Raw genomic sequence first — 19852 nt, 5'->3', positions numbered from 1 at the left:
TTCGCTTAGCGGAAGATCACCGTCTTGTGGCCGTTGAGCAGAATGCGATGCTCGGCGTGATAACGCACGGCGCGCGCCAGCGCCACACATTCCACGTCGCGCCCGATGGCGGTCAGTTGCTCCGGGTCCATCGTGTGATCCACGCGCTCGACTTCCTGCTCGATGATCGGACCTTCGTCGAGATCGGATGTCACATAGTGCGCCGTCGCCCCGATCAGCTTCACGCCACGGTCGAACGCCTGATAGTACGGCTTCGCGCCCTTGAAGCTCGGCAGGAATGAATGGTGAATGTTGATCGCGCGGCCTGCGAGCTTCTCGCACAGATCGCTGGACAGCACCTGCATGTAGCGCGCGAGGACCACCAGATCGATGTCGTTGTCCTGCACCAGTTCATACACCTTCGCTTCCTGCGCCGCCTTCGATTCCGGCGTTGCGTTCATGAGCGGCAGGTAATGGAACGGAATGTTGTAGCTCGCGGCCAGTTGGTAGAAATCCTTGTGGTTCGAGACGATGGCCGGAATTTCGATGTTGAGCTGGCCCGTCTTGTAGCGGAACAACAGATCGTTCAGGCAGTGACCGATCTTCGAGACCATGAGCATCACGCGCGGCTTGATCGCGGCGTCGACCAACTCCCATTGCATCTCGTACTGCACGGCGAGCGGGGCAAAGTCGCGCTGCAACGCGGCCAGATCGCTCTGGCCCGGCAGTTGCTGGAAATGCACGCGCATGAAGAAGCCACCGGTGAAGCGATCGTTGAACTGGGCCGAGTCGAGAATGTTGCCGCCGCGCTCGACCAGGAAACCGGCCACCGCGTGGACGATGCCGGGACGGTCCGGGCAGGACAACTTCAGAATGTAGCTATTTTCGATCGGTGCCATGATTGCTCCTGGGCAAAGGCTTGCAATGTCGTTGCAGTGTTGAAATCGGTGTCGATGGACGTGCGTCCGATGGCCTCGATCATTCGTCCGCCGGCTTGAACAACGCCTCGATTCCGGCGCAGTCCTTCGTGCGAATGGCGCCTTCGCGCAGCAGGAAATCGAGACTGGCGAGGCTCGCGTCGACGGTCATCTTGCCGTCTGCGATCACCTCGCGCACGTCGCCGGCCGAGCACAGCCAGTGCGCGCTCGCCTCGCCATCCTGGTTCTCGGGCACGAAGCCGCGCGGCAGCGCGAGATCGTAGACGAAAATCTGCTCGGACTGCACGCCCTCCGGAATTTCCGCGAGGATATGCAGCGTGCGGCCAGGCCGCGCGTCGTTCGTCAGATGCGCCGGAATGCCGGCCTCTTCCCAGCACTCCTTGACGAGCGTGTCGCCTACGCCGATCCCATTGCCGATGCCCCCGGCCGCCGTGTTGTCGAGACAACCGGGATCGGTCGCCTTGAGCACACTGCGCCGCGCAATCCAGAGCTTCGGCGCCTCACCGACGAAGCGGGCCGGCACGTATCCGTTCACATGCACGGCGAACGTGCGCGTGCCGAAAAAGCGCGAGGCGGCGCGTTCGATCCACGCGAGCGGCGCGTCGTAGAGCCGTTGCCGGATGGCATAGCGCTCGTTGCGCCAACCCGTGATGAGGCCCTCGGCCGCAAGCGCTTCGATCACCGGCGCCAGCGCCGCCGTGCGCGCTTCGCAGGTATCGTGGCGCGGATGAATCCGCACCGCGAGTGAACTGATCTCGAACACGTCGGGCCAACGGCACAGCGACTCGGCGTCGCGACGGCGAATCCACCCATAACGCTGCGAACCGATCACGAGCGGCAGATGCGCCGTGTCGTCGAAGCGGCGCGCCGCCGCAATACAAGCAAAAGGCATACGTCAGAGACCGAACGCGCCCCCGTCGGAGACGCGCGAAATCGAGGCAAAAGCGGCATTTTACAGAAGCGGCGGCGAGTCCGCCCGCCTCCGGTGTCGCGGCGGCCTGCGTCGTCGTCGCGACCCACCGCGACAGGCTCGCCCGCTCAAGCGCTCACGCGCTCGCCCTTCGGGTCGTACAGCGCGCGCAGTTGGACTCGGGCGTCGAGCCGATCGCCCGCGAGATCGACCTGATAGCGGCCCGTTTCCACGTATTCGGCGGACACGAGGCCCTCGGGATTCGTCAGATAGGCGAGCCCGACGGGCGCATCGATCGTGTGCCCATACGCGGCCGACGACAGGAAGCCGACCGGCACGCCGTTGCGAAGCAGCGCCTCACCGCCCCAGAGCATTCTGTCGCTCGCCCCGTCGAGCACAACGCTCACAAGCCTGCGGCGGACCCCCGTCGATTTGGCCAGTTCGACCGCCTCGCGGCCGACAAACGGGAGACCGCCGGCCAGCTTGCAGGCGAACGTCAGCCCCGCTTGCACCGGATTCGTGTCAGGTGTCAGTTCTCGTCCCCAGGCACGATAGCCCTTCTCGATACGCAGCGAGTCGATGGCGTAGTAGCCCGCATCCTTCAACCCGAAGGCGGCACCCGCCGCGTGCAGCGTTTCATAGACGCCCACCGCGAACTCGACGGGCACGTACAACTCCCAACCGAGTTCGCCGACGTAGGTCAGGCGCGTGGCACGCACCGTGGCGTAGCCGAGATCGATTTCCCGGCTCGTGCCGAACGCGAACGCCTCGTTGGAAAAATCGGCGCGCGACACCCGCTGCAACAGCGCGCGCGAATTCGGCCCCATGAGCGCCAGTACCGCATACTGCCCGCTGACGTCGACGACCGTACAGCGCGGATCGTCGGGCCGTTGGGCAATGCGCCGTTCGAGATAGTCCATGTCGCGGGTCGTCTGCGCCGAACCGGTGACCATCAGGTATTGATCGGGCGCGAGGCGCGTGAGCGTGAAGTCCGACTCGTAGCCACCGCGCTCGTTGAGCATTCCCGTGTAGACGGTGCGTCCGGGCGGCACGGCCACGTCATTGGTACACAACGCTTGCAACACGCGCTCGGCATCGCGGCCCTTGATGAGCAGCTTCGAGAAAGAACTCATGTCAAACAGCGCGACGGCCTCGCGGCACGCGCGATGCTCGGCGGCACTCCACGCGTGCCAGTTCTGCTGACCGAAGCCGTAATCGATCGTCGCCTGCTCGGGCGACGGCGCGAAGAAGTTCGGCCGCTCCCAGCCCATCTTGCTGCCGAAGCAGGCGCCCTTGGCGAGCAGCGTCGCATGCAGTGGCGAGCGACGGAACGGCCGCGCCGTGTCCAGTTCGCGATTCGGCCACGGCATGGCGTAGTGCAGGCCGAGCGTCTCCTTCACGCGATCGTGCAGCCAGATGTCGTTGCCGTTGAATCGCGCAAAGCGGCGAATATCGACGGGCCAGAGGTCCATCGTCGGCTCACCCGCGACAATCCACTCGGCCAGCGCCATGCCGGCCCCGCCCGCCGACGCAATGCCCATCGAATTGAAGCCTGCGCCGACGTAGAAATTGCGCAGCTCGGGCGCTTCGCCGAGCATGAAGTTGTTGTCCGGCGTGAACGACTCGGGGCCGTTGTAGAACTGCCGGATCTGCGCCGTCTCGAGCGCGGGCACACGCATCAGTGCGTTCTCCATGAGGATCTCGAACTGGTCCCAGTCGTCGGGCAACAGTTGAAACTCGAAGTTCTCGGGAATGCCGTTCATGCCCCACGGCTTGGCGTTCGGCTCGAAGCCGCCCATCACCAGACCGCCGACTTCCTCCTTGAAGTAGGTGTAGCCGTCCGGGTCGCGCATGACCGGCAGATCGGGATGCACGCCCTCGATCCGTTCCGTCACGATGTAGTAGTGCTCGGCCGAATGCAGCGGCACGCTCACATCGCACAGGCGACCTACGGCCTTGGCCCACTGCCCCGCGCAGTTCACGACGATCTCCGCGTCGATGCGTCCGCTTTCGCCGTCTTTATTGCACCAGGACACCCCGGTCGCCGTGCGAATCCCGCCAGGCGACGCCGTGTGAATCGCCGTGATGCGCGTGTTCTCCGCGATGCGCACGCCACGGCTGCGCGCGCCGCGCGCGAGCGCCTGCGTGAGATCGGTCGGGTTGGCCTTGCCGTCGCCCGGCAGCCACACCCCACCGACGAGATCGTCGGTGCGCATCACCGGCCAGAGTTCGCCGGCCTCGCGCGGCGAGATCACGTCGCACTGCACGCCATAGGCACGCGCCACCGCCGCCGTGCGCTTGAGTTGCGTCATGCGCGCCTGGGTGCGGGCCACCGACAATGACCCGCATGCCTTCCATCCCGTGGCGAGCCCCGTCTCCGCTTCCAGTTCGCTGTAGAGTTTCGTCGAATAGCGGATGAGCTTCGTCATGCTCTCCTGCGAGCGCAACTGGCCGACCAGCCCCGCCGCGTGCCACGTCGTGCCGCACGACAACTGTCCCTGCTCCAGCAGGACGACGTCCGTCCATCCCAGTTTGGCAAGGTGATAGGCGACAGAACAGCCGACGATGCCGCCACCGACGATGACGACGCGAGCTTGAGTGGGCAAGGCAGAGGGCATGGGGGAGCTCCAGTTTGGCCGCGCGCCGGGAACGGCGTCACGGCCCGGGCGATCGGCATTGGCCGCTGTGCGGGACTCGACGCCGTCGCGAGGCGGCTGCCGTCAGGAAGAAGCAAAGGGCACCCAAGTGCCCTTTGCGGATTGACGCGATCGACGCGGCGGGACGATCAGATCACGTGCTTGCGCACACGGGCCGAAAACACGTCGATGCACGTGACGACCACGATCATGATGAGCATCACGGCACAGGTCTGCGCGTACTCGAAGCTGCGGATCACTTCGTAGAGCACCACGCCGATGCCGCCCGCGCCGACCATGCCGACCACCGACGCCGAACGCACATTCGACTCGAAGCGGTACAGCGTGTACGAGATCCACAGCGGCATGACCTGCGGCAGCACGCCGTACAGGATTTCATCGATCGCGCGCGCCCCGGTGGCCCGCACGCCCTCGACCGGGCGCGGATCGATCGCTTCGACCGCTTCGGCGAACAGCTTCGAGAGCGTGCCCGTCGTATGCACCCACAGCGCCAGTACCCCGGCGAAGGGGCCAAGCCCTACCGCCACGATGAAGAGCATCGCGAAGACCATCTCATTGATCGCGCGGCACGCGTCCATCACGCGGCGCACCGGCTGGTACACCCACGCCGGCACCATGTTCGACGCCGAGAGCAACCCCATCGGAATCGAGCACACCACGGCGAGCACCGTGCCCCAGACAGCGATATGAATGGTCACGAGCATCTCGTGGACATACACGCGCCAGTCGTGAAAATCGGGCGGGAAGAAATCGTGCGCGAATTGGCTCATGTTGCCGGAATCGCGAATCAGATCGAGCGGACGCATGTCGGCGCCGCCCCACGACCACACCAGGATCAGGAAGAATGCGCCCCAGCCGATCAACGTCAGCCATGAGCGCTTGGGCGGCTCGCCCGGCAGGCGGCCATTTGCAGTGAGGGATACGCTGGTGTTCATGTCGTGTACCACAAGGCAAGCCGGTGCAGCATCGACCGGCAAATCATCGGACCACAGAGGTCACCAGAGGTCACGGCGGGCCAGATGACCTGGCCCGCCGTCATCGATCACAGAACAACGCCCGTGCGCCGCCCTGTGACATCGTGTCGTTCCACGCCCAGGCAATCAGGCGCTTACTTCGTTTTGCTCATTTCCTGATCGAGCGCGGCGAGCTTGCTGTCGATGTCGGTCAATTGCGATTGCTTCTTGGCCGCATCGAGGTTGGCATCCGACTGGATCTGTTGCTTTTGCTTGAACAGCTCGAGCTGGCGGATCGGCAGCAGTTGCGCATTGCTCGACGCACGGAAGCCGCCGTAGTTGTAGATGTTCTTCAGCACTTCCTTCTCATGCGCGTCCTTGCCGTACGCCAGGAAGAAGTCGCGAATCTTCTTCTTCGTCGCTTCCGGCAGGTCCTTGCGCCACACCAGCGGATCCGACGGGATCAGCGGCGACTTCCAGATCACCTGCACCTGCTTGGCCTTCTCCGGCTGCGTTGCCTCGAGCTTGTCGATCTCTTCGGTGTTGTTGGTGGCCACGTCGACCTGGTTGTTGAGCACGGCCATCAGGTTGGCGCCGTGATTCGAGCTGCGCGCGGTTTTGAAGTACGTGCGCGGATCGATGTTGTGCTTCGCGAACACGTAGTAGCCCGGCACCAGCGTGCCCGACGTCGAGGTCGGATCGCCCAGGCCGAAGTTGATCTTCTTGCCGTTCTTGATCACGTCGTCGAGCGTCTTGTACGGGCTCGCCTTGTTCGCGATCAGCAGCGAGTAGTAGCCTTCGGTGCCGTCGGCGTACATGATCTTCGCGAAGACTTCGCCTTGCGAGCGGTCCACGGCTTCCATCGCGGCCTTGTTGCCCAGCCAGGCGAGCTGCACCTTGTTGAAGCGCATGCCTTCGATCACGCCGGCGTAGTCGGTGGCGAAGAACGGCGTCACCTTGATGCCGGTTTGCTTCTCCATGTCGTCGATCAGCGGCTGCCAACGCTGGCGCAGTGCCGCGCTCGAGTCGGTCGAGATGATGCCGAAATTGATTTCCTGCGCGTGCACTGCCGCCACCGAGGCAAGCATGGCCGCGCCGGCCAGCAGGGTTTTCCAAAGTTTCATGAGAGCAAGCTCCTGGTCAGGTCAGACTGAGGGACATCGAGGTGAGGAATGGGGCTTGCGCATTGGCCGGCGCGGGGCCGGCGGCGCGCGGAGAAGCGTCGGCAGCGTCGCTGCCGTCGGCGTCTTCCACATGGTCAACTTGGTCAACGCGGTCGTTAAGCAGTTCGCTTGCCTGCACGCCATACAGGCGGCGCAGCAAGTCGGGCGTGAGCGCCGCGGACGGGCCGTCGTACACCACGCGTCCCTGATGCAGGGCGACGGTTCGCACGCAATAGCGCATGGCGACATCCACCTGATGCAGCGAGACGACGACCGTCAGTTTGTGATCGCGGTTCATGCGGGCCAGCATGTCCATCACCTTGCGGGCCGACTCCGGATCGAGCGACGCAATCGGTTCGTCCGCAAGAATGATCTTCGCGCCCTGCACCAGCGTGCGCGCCAGCGCCGCGCGCTGCTGCTGACCGCCCGAGAGCGTGCTGGCGCGCTGGAACGCCAGATCGGCGATGCCGACCTCCGCGAGCGCCGCCATCGCCGCCTGACACTCGGCCGGCGTGAAGCGGAACAGCAGGCTGCGCCACAGTGGCACGCGCGCGAGCAGCCCCGTCAGCACGTTGGTCATCACCGGCAAGCGGCCCACCAGGTTGAACTGCTGGAAGACGAAGCCGATGTCGCGACGAATCTGGCGCACTTCGCGCACGATGCGGCCGTCGCGCTGAATCGGACGACCGAGAATGTCGATGCCGCCTGGCTGCGGATCGGCCGCCACGAAACCCGCCATGTGACGCATCAGCGTCGACTTGCCCGAGCCCGACGCCCCGATCAGGGCGACCATTTCGCCCGGCATCACGGTAAGCGCCACCTCGTCGAGCGCACGGCGGCCGCCCCCGAAAGTCTTGGTCAGTCGCTCGATTCGAATTGCTTCGTCCACGGGTCACCTGTCAATCGACTCGCCGGTCGGATCCGAGGCGTTCCCGCTAACCGCGCCCCAGGGTGGGAGCACGTCGCCCGCATCGCTCGACTAGCTGTTTTGTGGCAATTTGTGCCAAAAGTGACAGCAGTCTAAGAAGTGCCGATGACAGGACAGTGACAATCGATGAGCTTTTCGATGGGCGTTGAAAATCCTTATTGGGTCAAGGAGTTAACAACGTTTTCGGCGCCACGGCACGCACGGATGCGCGGGCGTCGAAGTCACACCGAACGGGGCGCGACGTCATCGGCCTCGGGGGCGAGCGCCGATGTTGTCTACACATTCACGCGATGAGGAGTTCCGGGCCGCGCGCGCGCAGTTGGGCCAGCATGCTCTTGTGCGGCGCGGCGTCGCTGATGAGGTAGCGGGCCGCCTCGAAATGGCGGATACGCACGGGCGTCACGCGCCCGAACTTGGTATGGTCCGCCACCACGGCCGAGATGTTCGCACACAGCAGCATGCGCGCGCGAAGCTCGGCGGCCGCGCGGTTGAAATCGGTAATGCCACCGTCCTCGGTCACGCCGCCTACGCCGATGAATGCGAAGTCGGCATGGTATTGCGATATCTGGTTGATGGCATCCCAGCCCTGCACGGCATCTTCGTTGTCCTGCAGCTCGCCGCCAAGCAACGTCACCTGATTGTCGTGATGACGGCCCAGCAATCGTGCGATCTGCCAGTCGTTCGTGTAGATGCGCAACCGATGCTTTGCGAGCAGCGCCTGCGCCACCGCCCGCGTGGTCGTGCCGTAGTCGATGATCACCGACGCCCCATCGGGTACGAGTTCCGCCGCGCGCATGCCGATGGCCCGCTTGCCTACGGCGTTGACGTTCTCGCGCAGCGTCCAGTCGGGTTCGCTGCGATCGGCGGCCAGCGCGCCGCCGTGCGTCATGAGCAGCAGTCCGCGCGCGGCGAGCGTGTTGAGGTCGCGGCGCACCGTCTCGCGCGACACCCCCAGCTCACGCACGAGATCGCTGATCGCGAGGGCCCCGGTCTTGGCAAGTTGTTCAAGCACGTACTGTTGGCGTTGTTCGGCAAGCATGATCTGGCAATGTCGGTGGGACTACGAATTCTTGGAAGGTATCGGCGCGGTCGCCGCCGCTCATGCGTGGGCGCGCGGGCGTCCTACGCCTGTAGCGCGACGCGCAAGCCCAGGCCGATGAAGATGGCGCCGGCGGCACGGTCGAGCCAGCGCCCCGCGCCGGGGCGTTGCTTGAGCCACGTGCCCAGCACGCCCGCGAACCATCCGTACGCGCTGAACACGACGATGGTCTGCGCCATGAACACCAGGCCGAGCAACAGCATCTGCGCGCCGGGATGGGCCGTGTCGGCACTCACGAACTGGGGCAGGAACACCAGGAAAAACAACGTGACCTTGGGGTTGAGCATATTCGCCAGCACGCTTTGACGAAAGACGGCCCCGAGCGGTTGCGGCGCGGACTCGTTGGCCAACGCCAGAGCGCCGCGCGCGCGTATCGCCTTGATGCCGATCCAGATCAGATAGGCGGCCCCCGCGAGCTTGATCCCCTCGAAGGCCCACGGCGACGAACGCAGCACGGTGGCCAGGCCGATGGCCGCGACGCTCGTGTGGAAGAGACATCCCGACGTGAAACCGGCGGCCGCGGCCAGTCCCGCCCGACGGCCCTGCGCAATGCCGCGCGCGATGACCTGCATGTTGTCCGGCCCCGGCGCAAGCGTGATCGCCACCGAGGTCAGCAAGAACAGCCAGAGATTGGGCATCGGCGGGTCCGAAGTCGGGTGATGAGGATGATCGGGGAAATGGGGACGCGGCAAGGCGTCCACTCAGGCAACCGGGTTCAGTGGCCTTCGAACGAGCACAGCAGGAATAGTGGCAATCCGGCGTCGCGAATCAGACGCGAGCCGCCCAGTTCCGGCAGGTCGACGATGGCCGCCCCTTCGATGACGGTCGCCCCCAGGCGCTCCAGCAACTTCTTGCCGGCGAGCATCGTGCCGCCCGTGGCGACCAGGTCGTCGATGAGCAGCACGCGGTCGCCCGGGCCGCAGGCATCGGCATGGATCTCGACCGTTGCGCTGCCGTATTCCAGCTCGTACTCCTCCGCGACCGTCTGATAGGGCAGCTTGCCCTTCTTGCGAATGGGGATGAAGCCGATGTTCAATTCGTACGCGAGGATCGATCCGAGGATGAAGCCGCGCGCGTCGAGACCCGCGATGTAATCCGGACGCTGCGTCATGTACCGATGCACGAACACATCGATGAGCACGCGCAAGGTGCGCGGGTTCTTGAGCAGCGGGGTAATGTCGCGGAACTGCACGCCCGGTGCGGGCCAGTCCGGCACGGTGCGAATCTGGCTCTTGATATAGGCGGCAGGGGACTCGTCGATCTGCACGGGGATCCTTCTTGGGATACTGAGGGGAAACACGCCACATTATGCCAAAAATCGCCCGGCGCCCCGCGAGGGGGCGGGCAGCGCCGCCCGGCGCATGATGCGCGCCCCGGCAGCACGCCTTCTTCCCGGCCGGGTCGTCCATTCGTCGCCGTCTATTCGTGGCCGCGCAGACGCGCCTCGGCCGCGACCAGCTTGTCGGGCAATCCGCGCAGCACCACGATGTCCTCCGCCATCAGACGCGTCTCCGACACCGGCTCGACGCCGCGAATGCCATGTCGACGGATGGCCGTGACCGTCACGCCGAGCTTGTCGAGCCGGAGTTCGCCGAGCGTGCGCCCGACCGCGTCCGAGTGAAGCGTAAGCGGCACCGATTGCAGCCTGACCTGCTCGCGCTCGCCCCCCTCGTCCTCGTCGTCGAGGCCGTGAAAGTAACCCCGCAGCAGGCTGTAACGCTCGTTACGCGCCTGCGCCACCCGGCGCAGCACGCGGCGCATGGGCACGCCCAGAAGCACCAGCGCATGCGACGCCAGCATCAGGCTGCCCTCCACGATCTCGGGCACGACTTCGGTCGCGCCCGCCGCGATCAGCTCGTCCATGTGGGTGTCGTCGACCGTGCGCACCACCACCGGCAAGGTCGGCTCCAGCGCCTGCACCTGCGAGAGCACCTTCAACGCGGCCGGGGTGCTGTCGTAGGTCACCACGATGCCGGCGGCGCGGTGAATCCCGGCCGCGACCAGCGCCTCGCGCCGGGCCGCGTCGCCGAAGACGACCGTCTCGCCGGAGCTGGCCGCCTCCATCACCCGATCGGGGTCGAGATCGAGTGCCACATAGCCGATGCCCTCCTGTTCAAGCATGCGCGCCAGATTCTGGCCGCACCGGCCGTAGCCGCAGATGATGACGTGGCCCGACGTCTTGATGCTCTGCGTGGCGATCCGGGTCATCTGCAACGACTGCATCATCCACTCATTGGCAACGAAGCGCAGCGCGATACGGTCGGCATTGATGATGAGAAACGGCGCACACAGCATCGAGAGCAGCATGCCCGCGAGCACGGCTTGCGAAAGCGACGGGTCGAGCAGGTGCCGGTCGATCACCAGATTGAGCAGCACGAAACCGAATTCGCCCGCCTGCGCCAGGCCCAGGCCGGTGCGAATCGCCGTGCCGGGCGGGCTGCCGAACAGGCGCGCGAGCCCCGCGATCAATGTGAACTTGACGACCAGGGGGCCAACGAAGAACAGCAGCACGAGCAGCGGCTGCTGCACCACGATGGACGGATCGAGCAACATGCCGGTCGTGATGAAGAACAGCCCCAGCAGCACGTCGCGAAATGGCTTGATGTCGTCTTCCACCTGATGGCGGAACGGCGTCTCGGCGATGAGCATGCCGGCAATGAACGCGCCAAGCGCCATCGACAGGCCGAGGTTCTCGGTGACGTAAGCCAGCCCGAGCGTGAGCAGCAACAGATTGAGCATGAACAGCTCTTGCGAGCGCCGCGCTGCCACGATGTGGAACCAGCGTCCGACCAGCTTCTGGCCGATCCAGAGCAACAGCGCGAGCGCCCCGGTGATCTTGAGCGCGGCCAGCGACAGTGCCAGAACCAGCGCCTTCGGGTTGCCGCCCAGTGCCGAGATCACGATCAGCAATGGCACGACGGCCAGATCCTGGAACAGCAGCACCCCCATGATGTTGCGGCCGTGCTCCGTCTCGAGTTCCAGGCGCTCCGCCAGCATCTTGGTGACGATGGCCGTCGAGGACATGGCCAACGCGCCGCCCAGCGCCACCGATGCCTGCCAGGAGAACGACCAGAACAGGTTGACGAGCGCCCCCAGTCCCACCGCCACGAGCAGCGTTCCCATGACCTGGGACACGCCCAGCCCGAGCACGATCCGGCGCATCGTCCTGAGCTTCGGCAGCGAAAATTCGATGCCGATGGAGAACATCAGGAAGACAACGCCGAACTCCGCGAGATATTGCACCCGCTGCGTGTCGGCAGCCAGTCCGACCGCATGCGGGCCGATCACGATGCCCACGCTCAGGTAGCCGAGCATCGGCGGCAGATGAAGCATGCGGAACAACACCACCCCGACACAGGCGGCAAACAGCAGGACGAGAGTGAGTTCGAGCGGTGATGCCATCGGCTGAGGTGGGTTTCCTGAGTGAATCTGAATGCTGGCGGTCTGACGGAACGCGGTACTTGCTATGCAAGTGCCGTGCCAGATAGCGTTGGCGCGGCGGTCTCCGACGAGGCACCGGGCCGCTTCCTGGGTGGTCTCGAACGGTGCGGGTCCAAGCCTGGCGCGGCTGTCCTCGGCGCCGCGTGCGTTTTGATATACTCCGCGCATGATAGCGAAAATCAATCCAGGCCGGGCACTCGAGGTCGCCCGGGAGGTGTTGCGCACCGAAGCCGACGCCATCGAACGCGTCTCCGCGCACCTCGACGACAGCTTCTTCGAAGCGATCTCTCTGCTGCTCGCTTGCCGCGGGCGCGTGGTCGTCACCGGAATGGGCAAATCGGGCCACATCGGCCGCAAACTGGCCGCCACGTTCGCCAGCACCGGCACACCCGCCTTCTTCGTTCACCCCGCCGAAGCCAGCCACGGGGATCTGGGCATGATCACGACCGACGATGTCGTTGTCGCCCTGTCCAACTCCGGCGAGACGGGGGAACTGGTCAGCATTCTCCCGATGATAAAGCGCATCGGCGCGAAGCTCATCGCCATGACCGGCAACGCCGCGTCCAGCCTGGGGCGCCTGTCCGACGTGCACCTCGACGCGCACGTCGACAGAGAAGCCTGCCCGCTGGGCCTCGCACCGACCGCCAGCACCACGGCCGCTCTCGCCCTGGGCGATGCGCTTGCCGTCACGCTGCTCGACGCGCGCGGTTTCGGCGCAGAGGACTTCGCCCGGTCGCATCCGGGCGGCGCGCTCGGTCGACGTCTGCTGACGTTCGTGCGCGATGTCATGCGCACCGGCGAGCGCGTTCCGCGCGTGCGCGCCGATGCAAGCCTGTCCGACGCCCTGCTGGAGATGACCGCCAAGGGTCTGGGCATGACGGCCATTGTCGACGCCGACGATCGCGTTGTGGGCATCTTCACGGACGGCGACCTGCGCCGCCTGTTCAAGCGCACGCTCGATTTCACCACGCTTACGCTGGCCGACGTCATGAAGGCCGGCCCGCGCAGCATCGGCCCCGATCAACTCGCCGCCGAAGCCGCCGAACTGATGGAACGTTTCGGCATCACGCAATTGCTCGTGACCGAGAACGACCGCCTCGTCGGTGCGCTCAACGTGCACGACCTGTTCGCCGCCAAGGTCGTGTGAGCCGCTTGCCCATGAATCAGCCCAGCATCGCCCAACCCACTCGTTCCGCCCCGCTTGATGCAACCGACGTGACCGACGCCGCTGCGCGCGCCGCGCGCCTGCGTGTCATGGTGTTCGACGTCGACGGCGTCCTCACCGACGGCGGCCTGCGCTACGGACCGGCCGGGGAAGTCATCAAGACCTTCGATTCGCTCGACGGCCACGGCCTGAAGCTGCTCGCCGAAGTCGGCATCGTCACGGCCATCATCACCGGGCGCCAGTCCGAGATCGTCGCCAAGCGGGCGGCCGATCTTCGTGTCGCACACGTCTATCAGGGCGTGCAGGACAAACGCGCCGCATTCGAAGACCTGTGCGCCAAGGTGTCGGTGACGAGCGAGGTTTGCGGCCATATCGGCGACGACTGGCCCGATCTGCCGATCCTCAGCCGCGTGGGCTTCGCCGCCTGCCCGGCCAATGCCCATGCCGAAGTCAGGGCACGCTGCCACTGGGTTGCCGCCACGCGCGGCGGCGAAGGCGCCGTGCGCGAGCTGTGCGACTTCATCCTGCGTGCCCAGGGACGTTACGACGCCCTGCTCGCCGACGCGCTCGCCTGACGCGTCGAGGAAGCCGATCATCCATGGCCACTCAACGCCTCTCACCCGCTTCGCTGGTCGCCATCGTCGTGCTGGCCGGCCTGGCCGCCGGCACCTACTGGCTCGTGCAACGCACGCTGCCGTCGGACGCCGACCGCGCGCCGTATGTAAAGCAGCACATTCCGGATTACTTCGCCGACGACATGGTGATCTCCACCCTGTCGGCGACCGGCCTCACGCAATACCGCGTCAATGCCGTGCACATGACGCATTTCGAGGACGACCAGACCACGGCCATGACCATGCCCGCCGTGCGCGCGTTCACGCCGAATCAACCGGAAGTGACCGCCACGAGCAAACGCGGCACGCTCAATGCCGACATGTCCGTCGTCGATCTGTACGACGATGCGGTCGTGGTACGTCAGGCCGGACCGCGCGATCCGGAGATGCGCGCGCTGTCCGAGCACTTCCAGGTGCTCGTCAACGACGACATCGTTCGCACGGAATTGCCAGTCCAGCTGTTCCGCGGTGCTTCCGTGATGTACGGCGACGGCATGATTTTCAATAACATCTCGCGCGCCGTACAATTGCTCGGCAATGTTCACGGCACGATCCAGCCGGCGGAACTGGGCGGCAATCGCCCGGCACCGGCCGCCGCGCCGAGCGCGCCAACTCAGACCAAACCGGGCCCCAAGACCCCATGACCGATCGCCGCCAACCGCGCCCCGTCTCTCTGTCGCTGCGTCGCCTACGCGCACTGGCCGCCGCCTTCGCCATGCTCGGCGCCCTCGCGTCGCCGCTCGCCCATGCCGAACGCGCCGACCGCGACAAGCCGCTCAATATCGAGTCGGATCACATGAGCTACGACGACCTCAAGCAGGTCAACATCTTCACCGGCAACGTGACGATGACCAAGGGGACGATTCTCCTCAAGGCCGATCGCGTCGAAGTGACTCAGGATCCGGAGGGCTATCAGTACGCCACGGCCTATTACAAGCCGGGCGGCCCGCTCGCCTACATGCGCCAGAAGCGCGACGGCCTGGACGAATACATCGACGGCTGGGGCCAGACGATCTATTACAACGGCAAGACCGAAGTCGCCACGCTGACCACACAAGCCACGCTCAAGCGCCTGGCCTGCGGCACGAGGGTGCTCGACGAGATTCACGGCAGTGTGATCACTTACGACACGTACAACGAGGTCTATACCGCCAACAGCGGTGCCGATCAGGTCAACGCCAACAATCCGAACGGCCGCGTGCGCGCCACGCTCGCCCCGCGCAATGCCACTGGCGCGAACCAGCCCAGCGCCGGCGGCGCGAGCAAGCCGGCGGCCGCGCCCAAGGGCGATCTGCCGCCGCTGTCTCCCTCCAAAAGCATCGGGAATCCGCGTGAGTAATCCTGTCAACAGCAACGCCTCGACGATCCATCCGGGCGACGGTCAATCCGGCAAGCCGAGCGCGCTCGTCGTGCGCTCGCTCAAGAAACAATACGGTGCCCGTACTGTCGTCAAGGACGTCTCGCTCGATGTGAAGAGCGGCGAAGTCGTGGGACTGCTCGGCCCGAACGGCGCGGGCAAGACGACATCGTTCTACATGATCGTGGGCCTCGTGCCCGCCGACGACGGCGAAATCCAGCTCGACGGCAACGTGATCAGCGAACTGCCGATTCACGAGCGCGCCCGCATGGGGGTCTCGTACCTGCCGCAGGAAGCGTCGGTGTTCCGCAAGCTCACGGTCGAAGACAACATCCGGGCAGTGCTCGAATTGCAGCTCGACGCGCACGGCAAGCCGCTCAAGCGCGACGAGATCGACCGACGCATCGAAGCGCTGCTCGACGAGTTGCAGGTGAGCCATTTGCGTGAAAATCCGGCGATGTCGCTCTCGGGCGGCGAACGACGCCGCGTGGAAATCGCCCGCGCCCTGGCCACGCAACCGCGCTTCATTTTGCTTGACGAACCGTTCGCGGGCGTCGATCCGATCGCGGTGCTGGAAATCCAGCGAATCGTGCGTTTTCTGAAAGATCGTGGCATCGGTGTCCTGATTACCGACCACAACGTACGCGAGACGCTCGGCATCTGCGATCACGCCTACATCATCAGCGAAGGCTCGGTGCTCGCCGCCGGCACGCCCGACCAGATCGTGGCCGACGAAAGCGTGCGGCGCGTATATCTGGGCGAAAACTTCCGGATGTAAAGCAAATTTTTCGCATGTAAACCCTGCCTCCGATAGGGGACCGGGCCGGTTTCGCTGGCGTGACAAAGCCTCTACAATGAAGGCGAGAAATGCTATGAAACCGACCCTTCAACTCCGCACCTCCCAGCACCTGACTCTCACGCCTCAGTTGCAGCAATCCATCCGATTGTTGCAACTGTCGACGCTCGAACTTCAGCAGGAAGTCGAGCACGCCCTCACCCAGAACCCGATGCTCGAGCGCGAGGACGATTGGCTCGCCGGCACGGTTCGTGTGGGCACGGACGGATCGCTGCGCAATGAGCGGGGCTCGTCGAGCAGCAGCACCAACGACACGCCGGAATCGGGCAGCGGCCAGGACGACGCCCGCGAACTCGACGGCGAGACCCGCTTCGACGACAACGCGCGCGACGGTGGCAACGACTGGAGCCTGAACGACTTTGCCCGCTCGGGCAGTGCGTCGGACGACGACGACAATGAGCGGCCGCAACTGCACGTCGATCATCCCAATCTTCGCGAACACCTGCTCGCGCAGTTGCGCCTGACGAAAGCCAGCCCGCGCGATCGCCTGCTGGTGGAATTCCTTATCGAATCGCTCGACGAAGACGGCTATCTCGGTACCCTGCTCGACGAAATTCAATCGGAAATGTCCGAAGAGCTCGGGCTCGAGACCGAAGAGATCAATGCCGCGCTCGCGCTGCTGCAGAGCTTCGACCCGGCAGGCGTGGGCGCCCGAACCCCGTCCGAATGCCTTCGCCTGCAACTCCAGCGACTGCCGGCAAGCAGCGTGCGAACGCTGTCGCTGCGCATCGTTTCCGATCATCTGGAGCTGCTCGCCGCGCGCGACTACACGCGCTTGCGTCGTCTGCTGGGAGTGAGCGAAGACAGCCTGCGCGCGGCGCATCAACTGATTCGCTCGCTCGACCCGTTCCCGGGCGCCGCCTACGGCTCGCCCCAGGCGGATTACGTCATCCCCGACGTGCTCGTGCGCAAGCAAGGCGGCGGCTGGACCGCCGAACTCAATCCCGAGGTCATGCCGCGCCTGCGCATCAATGAAATGTATGCGCGCATCCTTCGCAACAACCGCAATGCGCCGGGAACCGGCAACCTGCAGCAGCAACTTCAGGAAGCGCGCTGGCTCATCAAGAACATCCAACAGCGGTTCGACACGATCCTGCGCGTGTCGCAGGCGATCGTCGAGCGTCAGAAGAACTTCTTCACGCATGGCGAAATCGGCATGCGGCCCTTGGTTTTACGCGAAATTGCTGATACGCTGGGTTTACATGAATCCACGATTTCACGCGTGACAACCAGTAAGTACATGCTCACTCCATTCGGGACCTTCGAGCTTAAGTACTTCTTTGGTTCACACGTGGCCACGGAAGCCGGGGCGCAGCCTCATCGACCGCCATCCGCGCACTCATCAAGCAACTCATAGGAGCAGAAGATCCGCAGACCCCCCTTTCCGACAGCCGTATCGCGGAGCTGCTGGCAGAGCAAGGGTTCGTGGTAGCGCGACGCACCGTCGCGAAATACCGTGAAGCCATGCGCATTCCCGCAGTGAACTTGCGCAAATCTTTGTAGGACGGTCCTGGTGTGCCATCTTGGCTCGCTGGGGCATCACGCCGCAGTGCGACATTGCGTCACGCCAATGGCTCGCACTCCCGCTAGCCAGCGTTGCTTGTGACGCGGCCTGCACTTCGGCATTTCAGCAAGGAGAGCAGCTATGAATCTGAAGATCAGTGGACATCATCTCGAACTCACGCCGTCGCTGCGCGAATTCGTGGTCAACAAGCTTGAACGCGTGTTGCGCCATTTCGACCAGCTCATCGGTGCCGAGGTGATCCTATCTGTCGACAAGACCAAGGAGAAGACCGGACGCCAGATCGCTAGCGTCACCGTGTATCTCAAGGGCAAGGAGATTTTCGTCGAGAAGTGTGACGAGAACATGTACGCTGCCATCGACAAGCTGATCGACATGCTCGACCGCAAGGTTATGCAATACAAGGACAAGGTTCAGGATCATGGCCGCGAGGCCCTCAAGCACCAGGAACCTCCCGAGGCGGAACCGCTGCAATGAGTCTGTCCGGGCAAGGTAGCCGCATTGACCGACACTGACGGCGATTCGCGAGGGAGCCCACGCGCACATCGACGTCTGTCGTAAGTCTGGCATCACCCACCGCGGGCCGTTGAACGGCCCCTTTTGCATGCCCCCTCGCATCGCCGGGAGTGCGTCGACGGGTGGTCTATAATGCGAGGTCAACCGGGGGCTGGAGGGCGACCATGCGTTCGCCCGCATTACAAGATGAACCGTTTAGTCAAACTCTTACCTGCGTCCAACATATTGCTTGGGCTGTCTGTCACCAGCAAGAAGCGCGTCTTCGAGCAAGCCGGGCTTCTCTTCGAGAACAATGCCGGCCTGTCGCGCGCGCTTGTCACCGACAATCTGTTCGCCCGCGAGCGTCTCGGCTCGACCGGACTGGGAGAAGGTGTGGCCATTCCGCACGGGCGCATCAAGGGCCTCAAGCATCCGATGGCAGCCTTCGTGCGCCTGGACGATCCGATTCCCTTCGAGGCCCCCGACGCGCAACCCGTGTCCCTGCTGTTCTTCCTGTTGGTACCGGAGCAGGCAACGCAGCAGCATCTCGAGATATTGTCCGAAATTGCGCAGTTGCTCTCGGATCGCGCGATGCGCGAGACCTTGACCTCCGCGCCGAGTGCCGACGATATCCATACCGCGCTCGCGAACTGGCAACCCTGAGCCGGCGCGGGTGCGGCTATCCCGGTGTTTCGGGTATCGCGCCGCGACGCTGGACGAACTCCGTAGCACCCAACCCCAACCGAACGAGGCGACGCGGTGGAACTGACCGGCATCAACGCGCAAAGCATTTTCGACGACAACGCCGCCACGCTGCGTTTGTCGTGGCTGACCGGGCACGAGGGGTGGGAGCGCGGCTTTACGCCCGAGAGCGTGTCGACGGCCACCTCCAGCGCCGACCTGGTGGGTCACCTGAACCTCATTCATCCGAACCGGATCCAGGTCCTTGGCGAGGCCGAGCTGCGCTACTACCAGCGCCTCACCGACGAAAACCGCAAGCGCCACATGGGCGAAGTCATCGCGCTCGAGCCGCCGTTCCTCGTGGTGGCCGACGGCCTCGAAGCCCCGCCCGATCTCGTATTGCGCTGTACCCGCTCCTCCACGCCACTGTTCACCACGCCGATGTCGACGGCGGCGGTCATCGACAGTCTGCGCATGTACATTTCGCGTGTGTTCGCCCCGCGATGCACGATGCACGGCGTATTTCTCGACATTCTGGGCATGGGGGTGCTGCTCACCGGCGATTCCGGCCTCGGCAAGAGCGAGCTCGGCCTGGAACTGATCAGCCGCGGTCACGGACTGGTGGCAGACGATGCGGTCGATTTCGTGCGCCTCGGGCCGGATTTCGTCGAAGGCCGTTGCCCGCCGCTGCTGCAAAACCTGCTGGAAGTGCGCGGCCTGGGTTTGCTCGACATCAAGACGATCTTCGGTGAGACGGCCGTGCGCCGGAAGATGAAGCTCAAGTTGATCGTTCAGTTGGTGCGCCGCCCCGACGGCGAGTTCCAACGGCTGCCGCTCGAAGCGCAAACCGTGGATGTGCTGGGCCTGCCCATCAACAAGGTGATTCTGCAAGTGGCGGCCGGGCGAAACCTCGCCGTGCTGGTCGAAGCCGCCGTGCGCAACACGATCCTGCAACTGCGTGGCATCGACACCCTCAAGGATTTCATGGAGCGCCAGCGTCAAGCCATGCAAGATCCGGACGGCATGCAGAACCGGCTGCTCTGAGCGATCTCCCGCCGGACGAATGCCCCGGGTTTACCGCAATTTCTGCGTCT

18 protein-coding genes and 1 pseudogene are annotated in these 19852 nt (G+C 64.7%); 9 read left to right on the top strand and 10 right to left on the bottom strand.

Annotated features, from left to right (window positions below; all coding sequences use genetic code 11):
- Window positions 1-5: 5 nt before the first annotated feature.
- From purU to DRB87_RS02800, 10 genes are all read right to left on the bottom strand, one after another.
- A complete protein-coding gene (gene purU / locus DRB87_RS02845) occupies window positions 6-878 on the bottom strand; it encodes a formyltetrahydrofolate deformylase (protein WP_130024785.1) in 873 nt (290 codons plus the stop codon).
- Between the two features lie 79 nt (window positions 879-957).
- Window positions 958-1809, bottom strand: coding sequence for an NUDIX hydrolase family protein (locus DRB87_RS02840; RefSeq protein ID WP_130024784.1), 852 nt, complete (start codon window positions 1807-1809; stop codon window positions 958-960).
- A 146-nt stretch (window positions 1810-1955) separates the two neighbouring features.
- The gene (locus DRB87_RS02835; protein ID WP_130024783.1) at window positions 1956-4445 is read right to left on the bottom strand and encodes an FAD-dependent oxidoreductase; all 2490 of its coding nucleotides are present in this window, start codon (window positions 4443-4445) and stop codon (window positions 1956-1958) included.
- Window positions 4446-4612: 167 nt separating this feature from the next.
- Window positions 4613-5419 carry a phosphonate ABC transporter, permease protein PhnE gene (gene phnE, locus DRB87_RS02830; RefSeq protein WP_017232636.1) on the bottom strand — a complete coding sequence of 269 codons (807 nt, stop codon included), beginning with the start codon at window positions 5417-5419 and terminating at the stop codon, window positions 4613-4615.
- A gap of 173 nt (window positions 5420-5592) precedes the next feature.
- Complete coding sequence (gene phnD, locus DRB87_RS02825) at window positions 5593-6561, bottom strand: phosphonate ABC transporter substrate-binding protein (protein ID WP_130024782.1); 969 nt, start codon at window positions 6559-6561, stop codon at window positions 5593-5595.
- Window positions 6562-6577: 16 nt separating this feature from the next.
- Complete coding sequence (phnC, locus tag DRB87_RS02820) at window positions 6578-7489, bottom strand: phosphonate ABC transporter ATP-binding protein (RefSeq protein WP_130024781.1); 912 nt, start codon at window positions 7487-7489, stop codon at window positions 6578-6580.
- 322 nt (window positions 7490-7811) lie between these two features.
- Window positions 7812-8567, bottom strand: a complete 756-nt coding sequence (locus DRB87_RS02815) for a DeoR/GlpR family DNA-binding transcription regulator (protein ID WP_017232639.1) — start codon at window positions 8565-8567, stop codon at window positions 7812-7814.
- 83 nt (window positions 8568-8650) lie between these two features.
- Complete coding sequence (locus tag DRB87_RS02810; protein WP_130024780.1) at window positions 8651-9265, bottom strand: LysE family translocator; 615 nt, start codon at window positions 9263-9265, stop codon at window positions 8651-8653.
- A 77-nt stretch (window positions 9266-9342) separates the two neighbouring features.
- Complete coding sequence (locus DRB87_RS02805) at window positions 9343-9894, bottom strand: adenine phosphoribosyltransferase (RefSeq protein ID WP_174966532.1); 552 nt, start codon at window positions 9892-9894, stop codon at window positions 9343-9345.
- A gap of 152 nt (window positions 9895-10046) precedes the next feature.
- Window positions 10047-12029: a monovalent cation:proton antiporter family protein gene (locus DRB87_RS02800; RefSeq protein WP_130024779.1), complete on the bottom strand. Its 1983-nt coding sequence runs from the start codon at window positions 12027-12029 to the stop codon at window positions 10047-10049.
- Between the two features lie 205 nt (window positions 12030-12234).
- Between DRB87_RS02800 and DRB87_RS02795 the strand changes: the two genes are divergently transcribed.
- From DRB87_RS02795 to hprK, 9 genes and pseudogenes are all read left to right on the top strand, one after another.
- A complete protein-coding gene (locus tag DRB87_RS02795) occupies window positions 12235-13215 on the top strand; it encodes a KpsF/GutQ family sugar-phosphate isomerase (RefSeq protein ID WP_017232643.1) in 981 nt (326 codons plus the stop codon).
- A 107-nt stretch (window positions 13216-13322) separates the two neighbouring features.
- A complete protein-coding gene (locus DRB87_RS02790) occupies window positions 13323-13808 on the top strand; it encodes an HAD family hydrolase (RefSeq protein ID WP_051060087.1) in 486 nt (161 codons plus the stop codon).
- Between the two features lie 23 nt (window positions 13809-13831).
- Complete coding sequence (lptC, locus tag DRB87_RS02785) at window positions 13832-14491, top strand: LPS export ABC transporter periplasmic protein LptC (protein ID WP_130024778.1); 660 nt, start codon at window positions 13832-13834, stop codon at window positions 14489-14491.
- The gene (lptA, locus tag DRB87_RS02780) at window positions 14488-15186 is read left to right on the top strand and encodes a lipopolysaccharide transport periplasmic protein LptA (protein WP_130024777.1); all 699 of its coding nucleotides are present in this window, start codon (window positions 14488-14490) and stop codon (window positions 15184-15186) included. Before lptC ends, lptA begins: the two co-directional genes overlap by 4 nt.
- A gap of 25 nt (window positions 15187-15211) precedes the next feature.
- A complete protein-coding gene (gene lptB / locus DRB87_RS02775) occupies window positions 15212-15982 on the top strand; it encodes an LPS export ABC transporter ATP-binding protein (protein ID WP_026131715.1) in 771 nt (256 codons plus the stop codon).
- 76 nt (window positions 15983-16058) lie between these two features.
- Window positions 16059-17563: pseudogene (locus DRB87_RS02770) on the top strand (RNA polymerase factor sigma-54).
- Between the two features lie 142 nt (window positions 17564-17705).
- Complete coding sequence (gene hpf, locus DRB87_RS02765; RefSeq protein WP_017232648.1) at window positions 17706-18059, top strand: ribosome hibernation-promoting factor, HPF/YfiA family; 354 nt, start codon at window positions 17706-17708, stop codon at window positions 18057-18059.
- 225 nt (window positions 18060-18284) lie between these two features.
- Window positions 18285-18740 (top strand): PTS IIA-like nitrogen regulatory protein PtsN, encoded by a 456-nt coding sequence (ptsN, locus tag DRB87_RS02760; protein WP_130024776.1) that lies wholly within the window; start codon window positions 18285-18287, stop codon window positions 18738-18740.
- Between the two features lie 96 nt (window positions 18741-18836).
- Window positions 18837-19802 (top strand): HPr(Ser) kinase/phosphatase, encoded by a 966-nt coding sequence (gene hprK / locus DRB87_RS02755; protein WP_017232650.1) that lies wholly within the window; start codon window positions 18837-18839, stop codon window positions 19800-19802.
- The last annotated feature ends 50 nt before the right edge of the window (window positions 19803-19852 follow it).

It is taken from the genome of Pandoraea sp. XY-2 (genome assembly GCF_004193915.1).
In the GTDB taxonomy this organism is placed as follows: Bacteria; Pseudomonadota; Gammaproteobacteria; order Burkholderiales; family Burkholderiaceae; genus Pandoraea; species Pandoraea cepalis.
This window is presented reverse-complemented; position numbering and strand designations above follow the sequence as displayed.

What these genes read in the sequence shown, in the direction of transcription:
- purU (WP_130024785.1), bottom strand. Translation starts at nt 878, where the DNA reads ATGGCACCGATCGAAAATAGCTACATTCTGAAGTTGTCCTGCCCGGAC.
- DRB87_RS02840 (WP_130024784.1), bottom strand. Translation starts at nt 1,809, where the DNA reads ATGCCTTTTGCTTGTATTGCGGCGGCGCGCCGCTTCGACGACACGGCG.
- DRB87_RS02835 (WP_130024783.1), bottom strand. Translation starts at nt 4,445, where the DNA reads ATGCCCTCTGCCTTGCCCACTCAAGCTCGCGTCGTCATCGTCGGTGGC.
- phnE (WP_017232636.1), bottom strand. Translation starts at nt 5,419, where the DNA reads ATGAACACCAGCGTATCCCTCACTGCAAATGGCCGCCTGCCGGGCGAG.
- phnD (WP_130024782.1), bottom strand. Translation starts at nt 6,561, where the DNA reads ATGAAACTTTGGAAAACCCTGCTGGCCGGCGCGGCCATGCTTGCCTCG.
- DRB87_RS02815 (WP_017232639.1), bottom strand. Translation starts at nt 8,567, where the DNA reads ATGCTTGCCGAACAACGCCAACAGTACGTGCTTGAACAACTTGCCAAG.
- DRB87_RS02810 (WP_130024780.1), bottom strand. Translation starts at nt 9,265, where the DNA reads ATGCCCAATCTCTGGCTGTTCTTGCTGACCTCGGTGGCGATCACGCTT.
- DRB87_RS02800 (WP_130024779.1), bottom strand. Translation starts at nt 12,029, where the DNA reads ATGGCATCACCGCTCGAACTCACTCTCGTCCTGCTGTTTGCCGCCTGT.
- DRB87_RS02795 (WP_017232643.1), top strand. Translation starts at nt 12,235, where the DNA reads ATGATAGCGAAAATCAATCCAGGCCGGGCACTCGAGGTCGCCCGGGAG.
- DRB87_RS02790 (WP_051060087.1), top strand. Translation starts at nt 13,323, where the DNA reads ATGGTGTTCGACGTCGACGGCGTCCTCACCGACGGCGGCCTGCGCTAC.
- lptC (WP_130024778.1), top strand. Translation starts at nt 13,832, where the DNA reads ATGGCCACTCAACGCCTCTCACCCGCTTCGCTGGTCGCCATCGTCGTG.
- lptA (WP_130024777.1), top strand. Translation starts at nt 14,488, where the DNA reads ATGACCGATCGCCGCCAACCGCGCCCCGTCTCTCTGTCGCTGCGTCGC.
- hpf (WP_017232648.1), top strand. Translation starts at nt 17,706, where the DNA reads ATGAATCTGAAGATCAGTGGACATCATCTCGAACTCACGCCGTCGCTG.
- ptsN (WP_130024776.1), top strand. Translation starts at nt 18,285, where the DNA reads ATGAACCGTTTAGTCAAACTCTTACCTGCGTCCAACATATTGCTTGGG.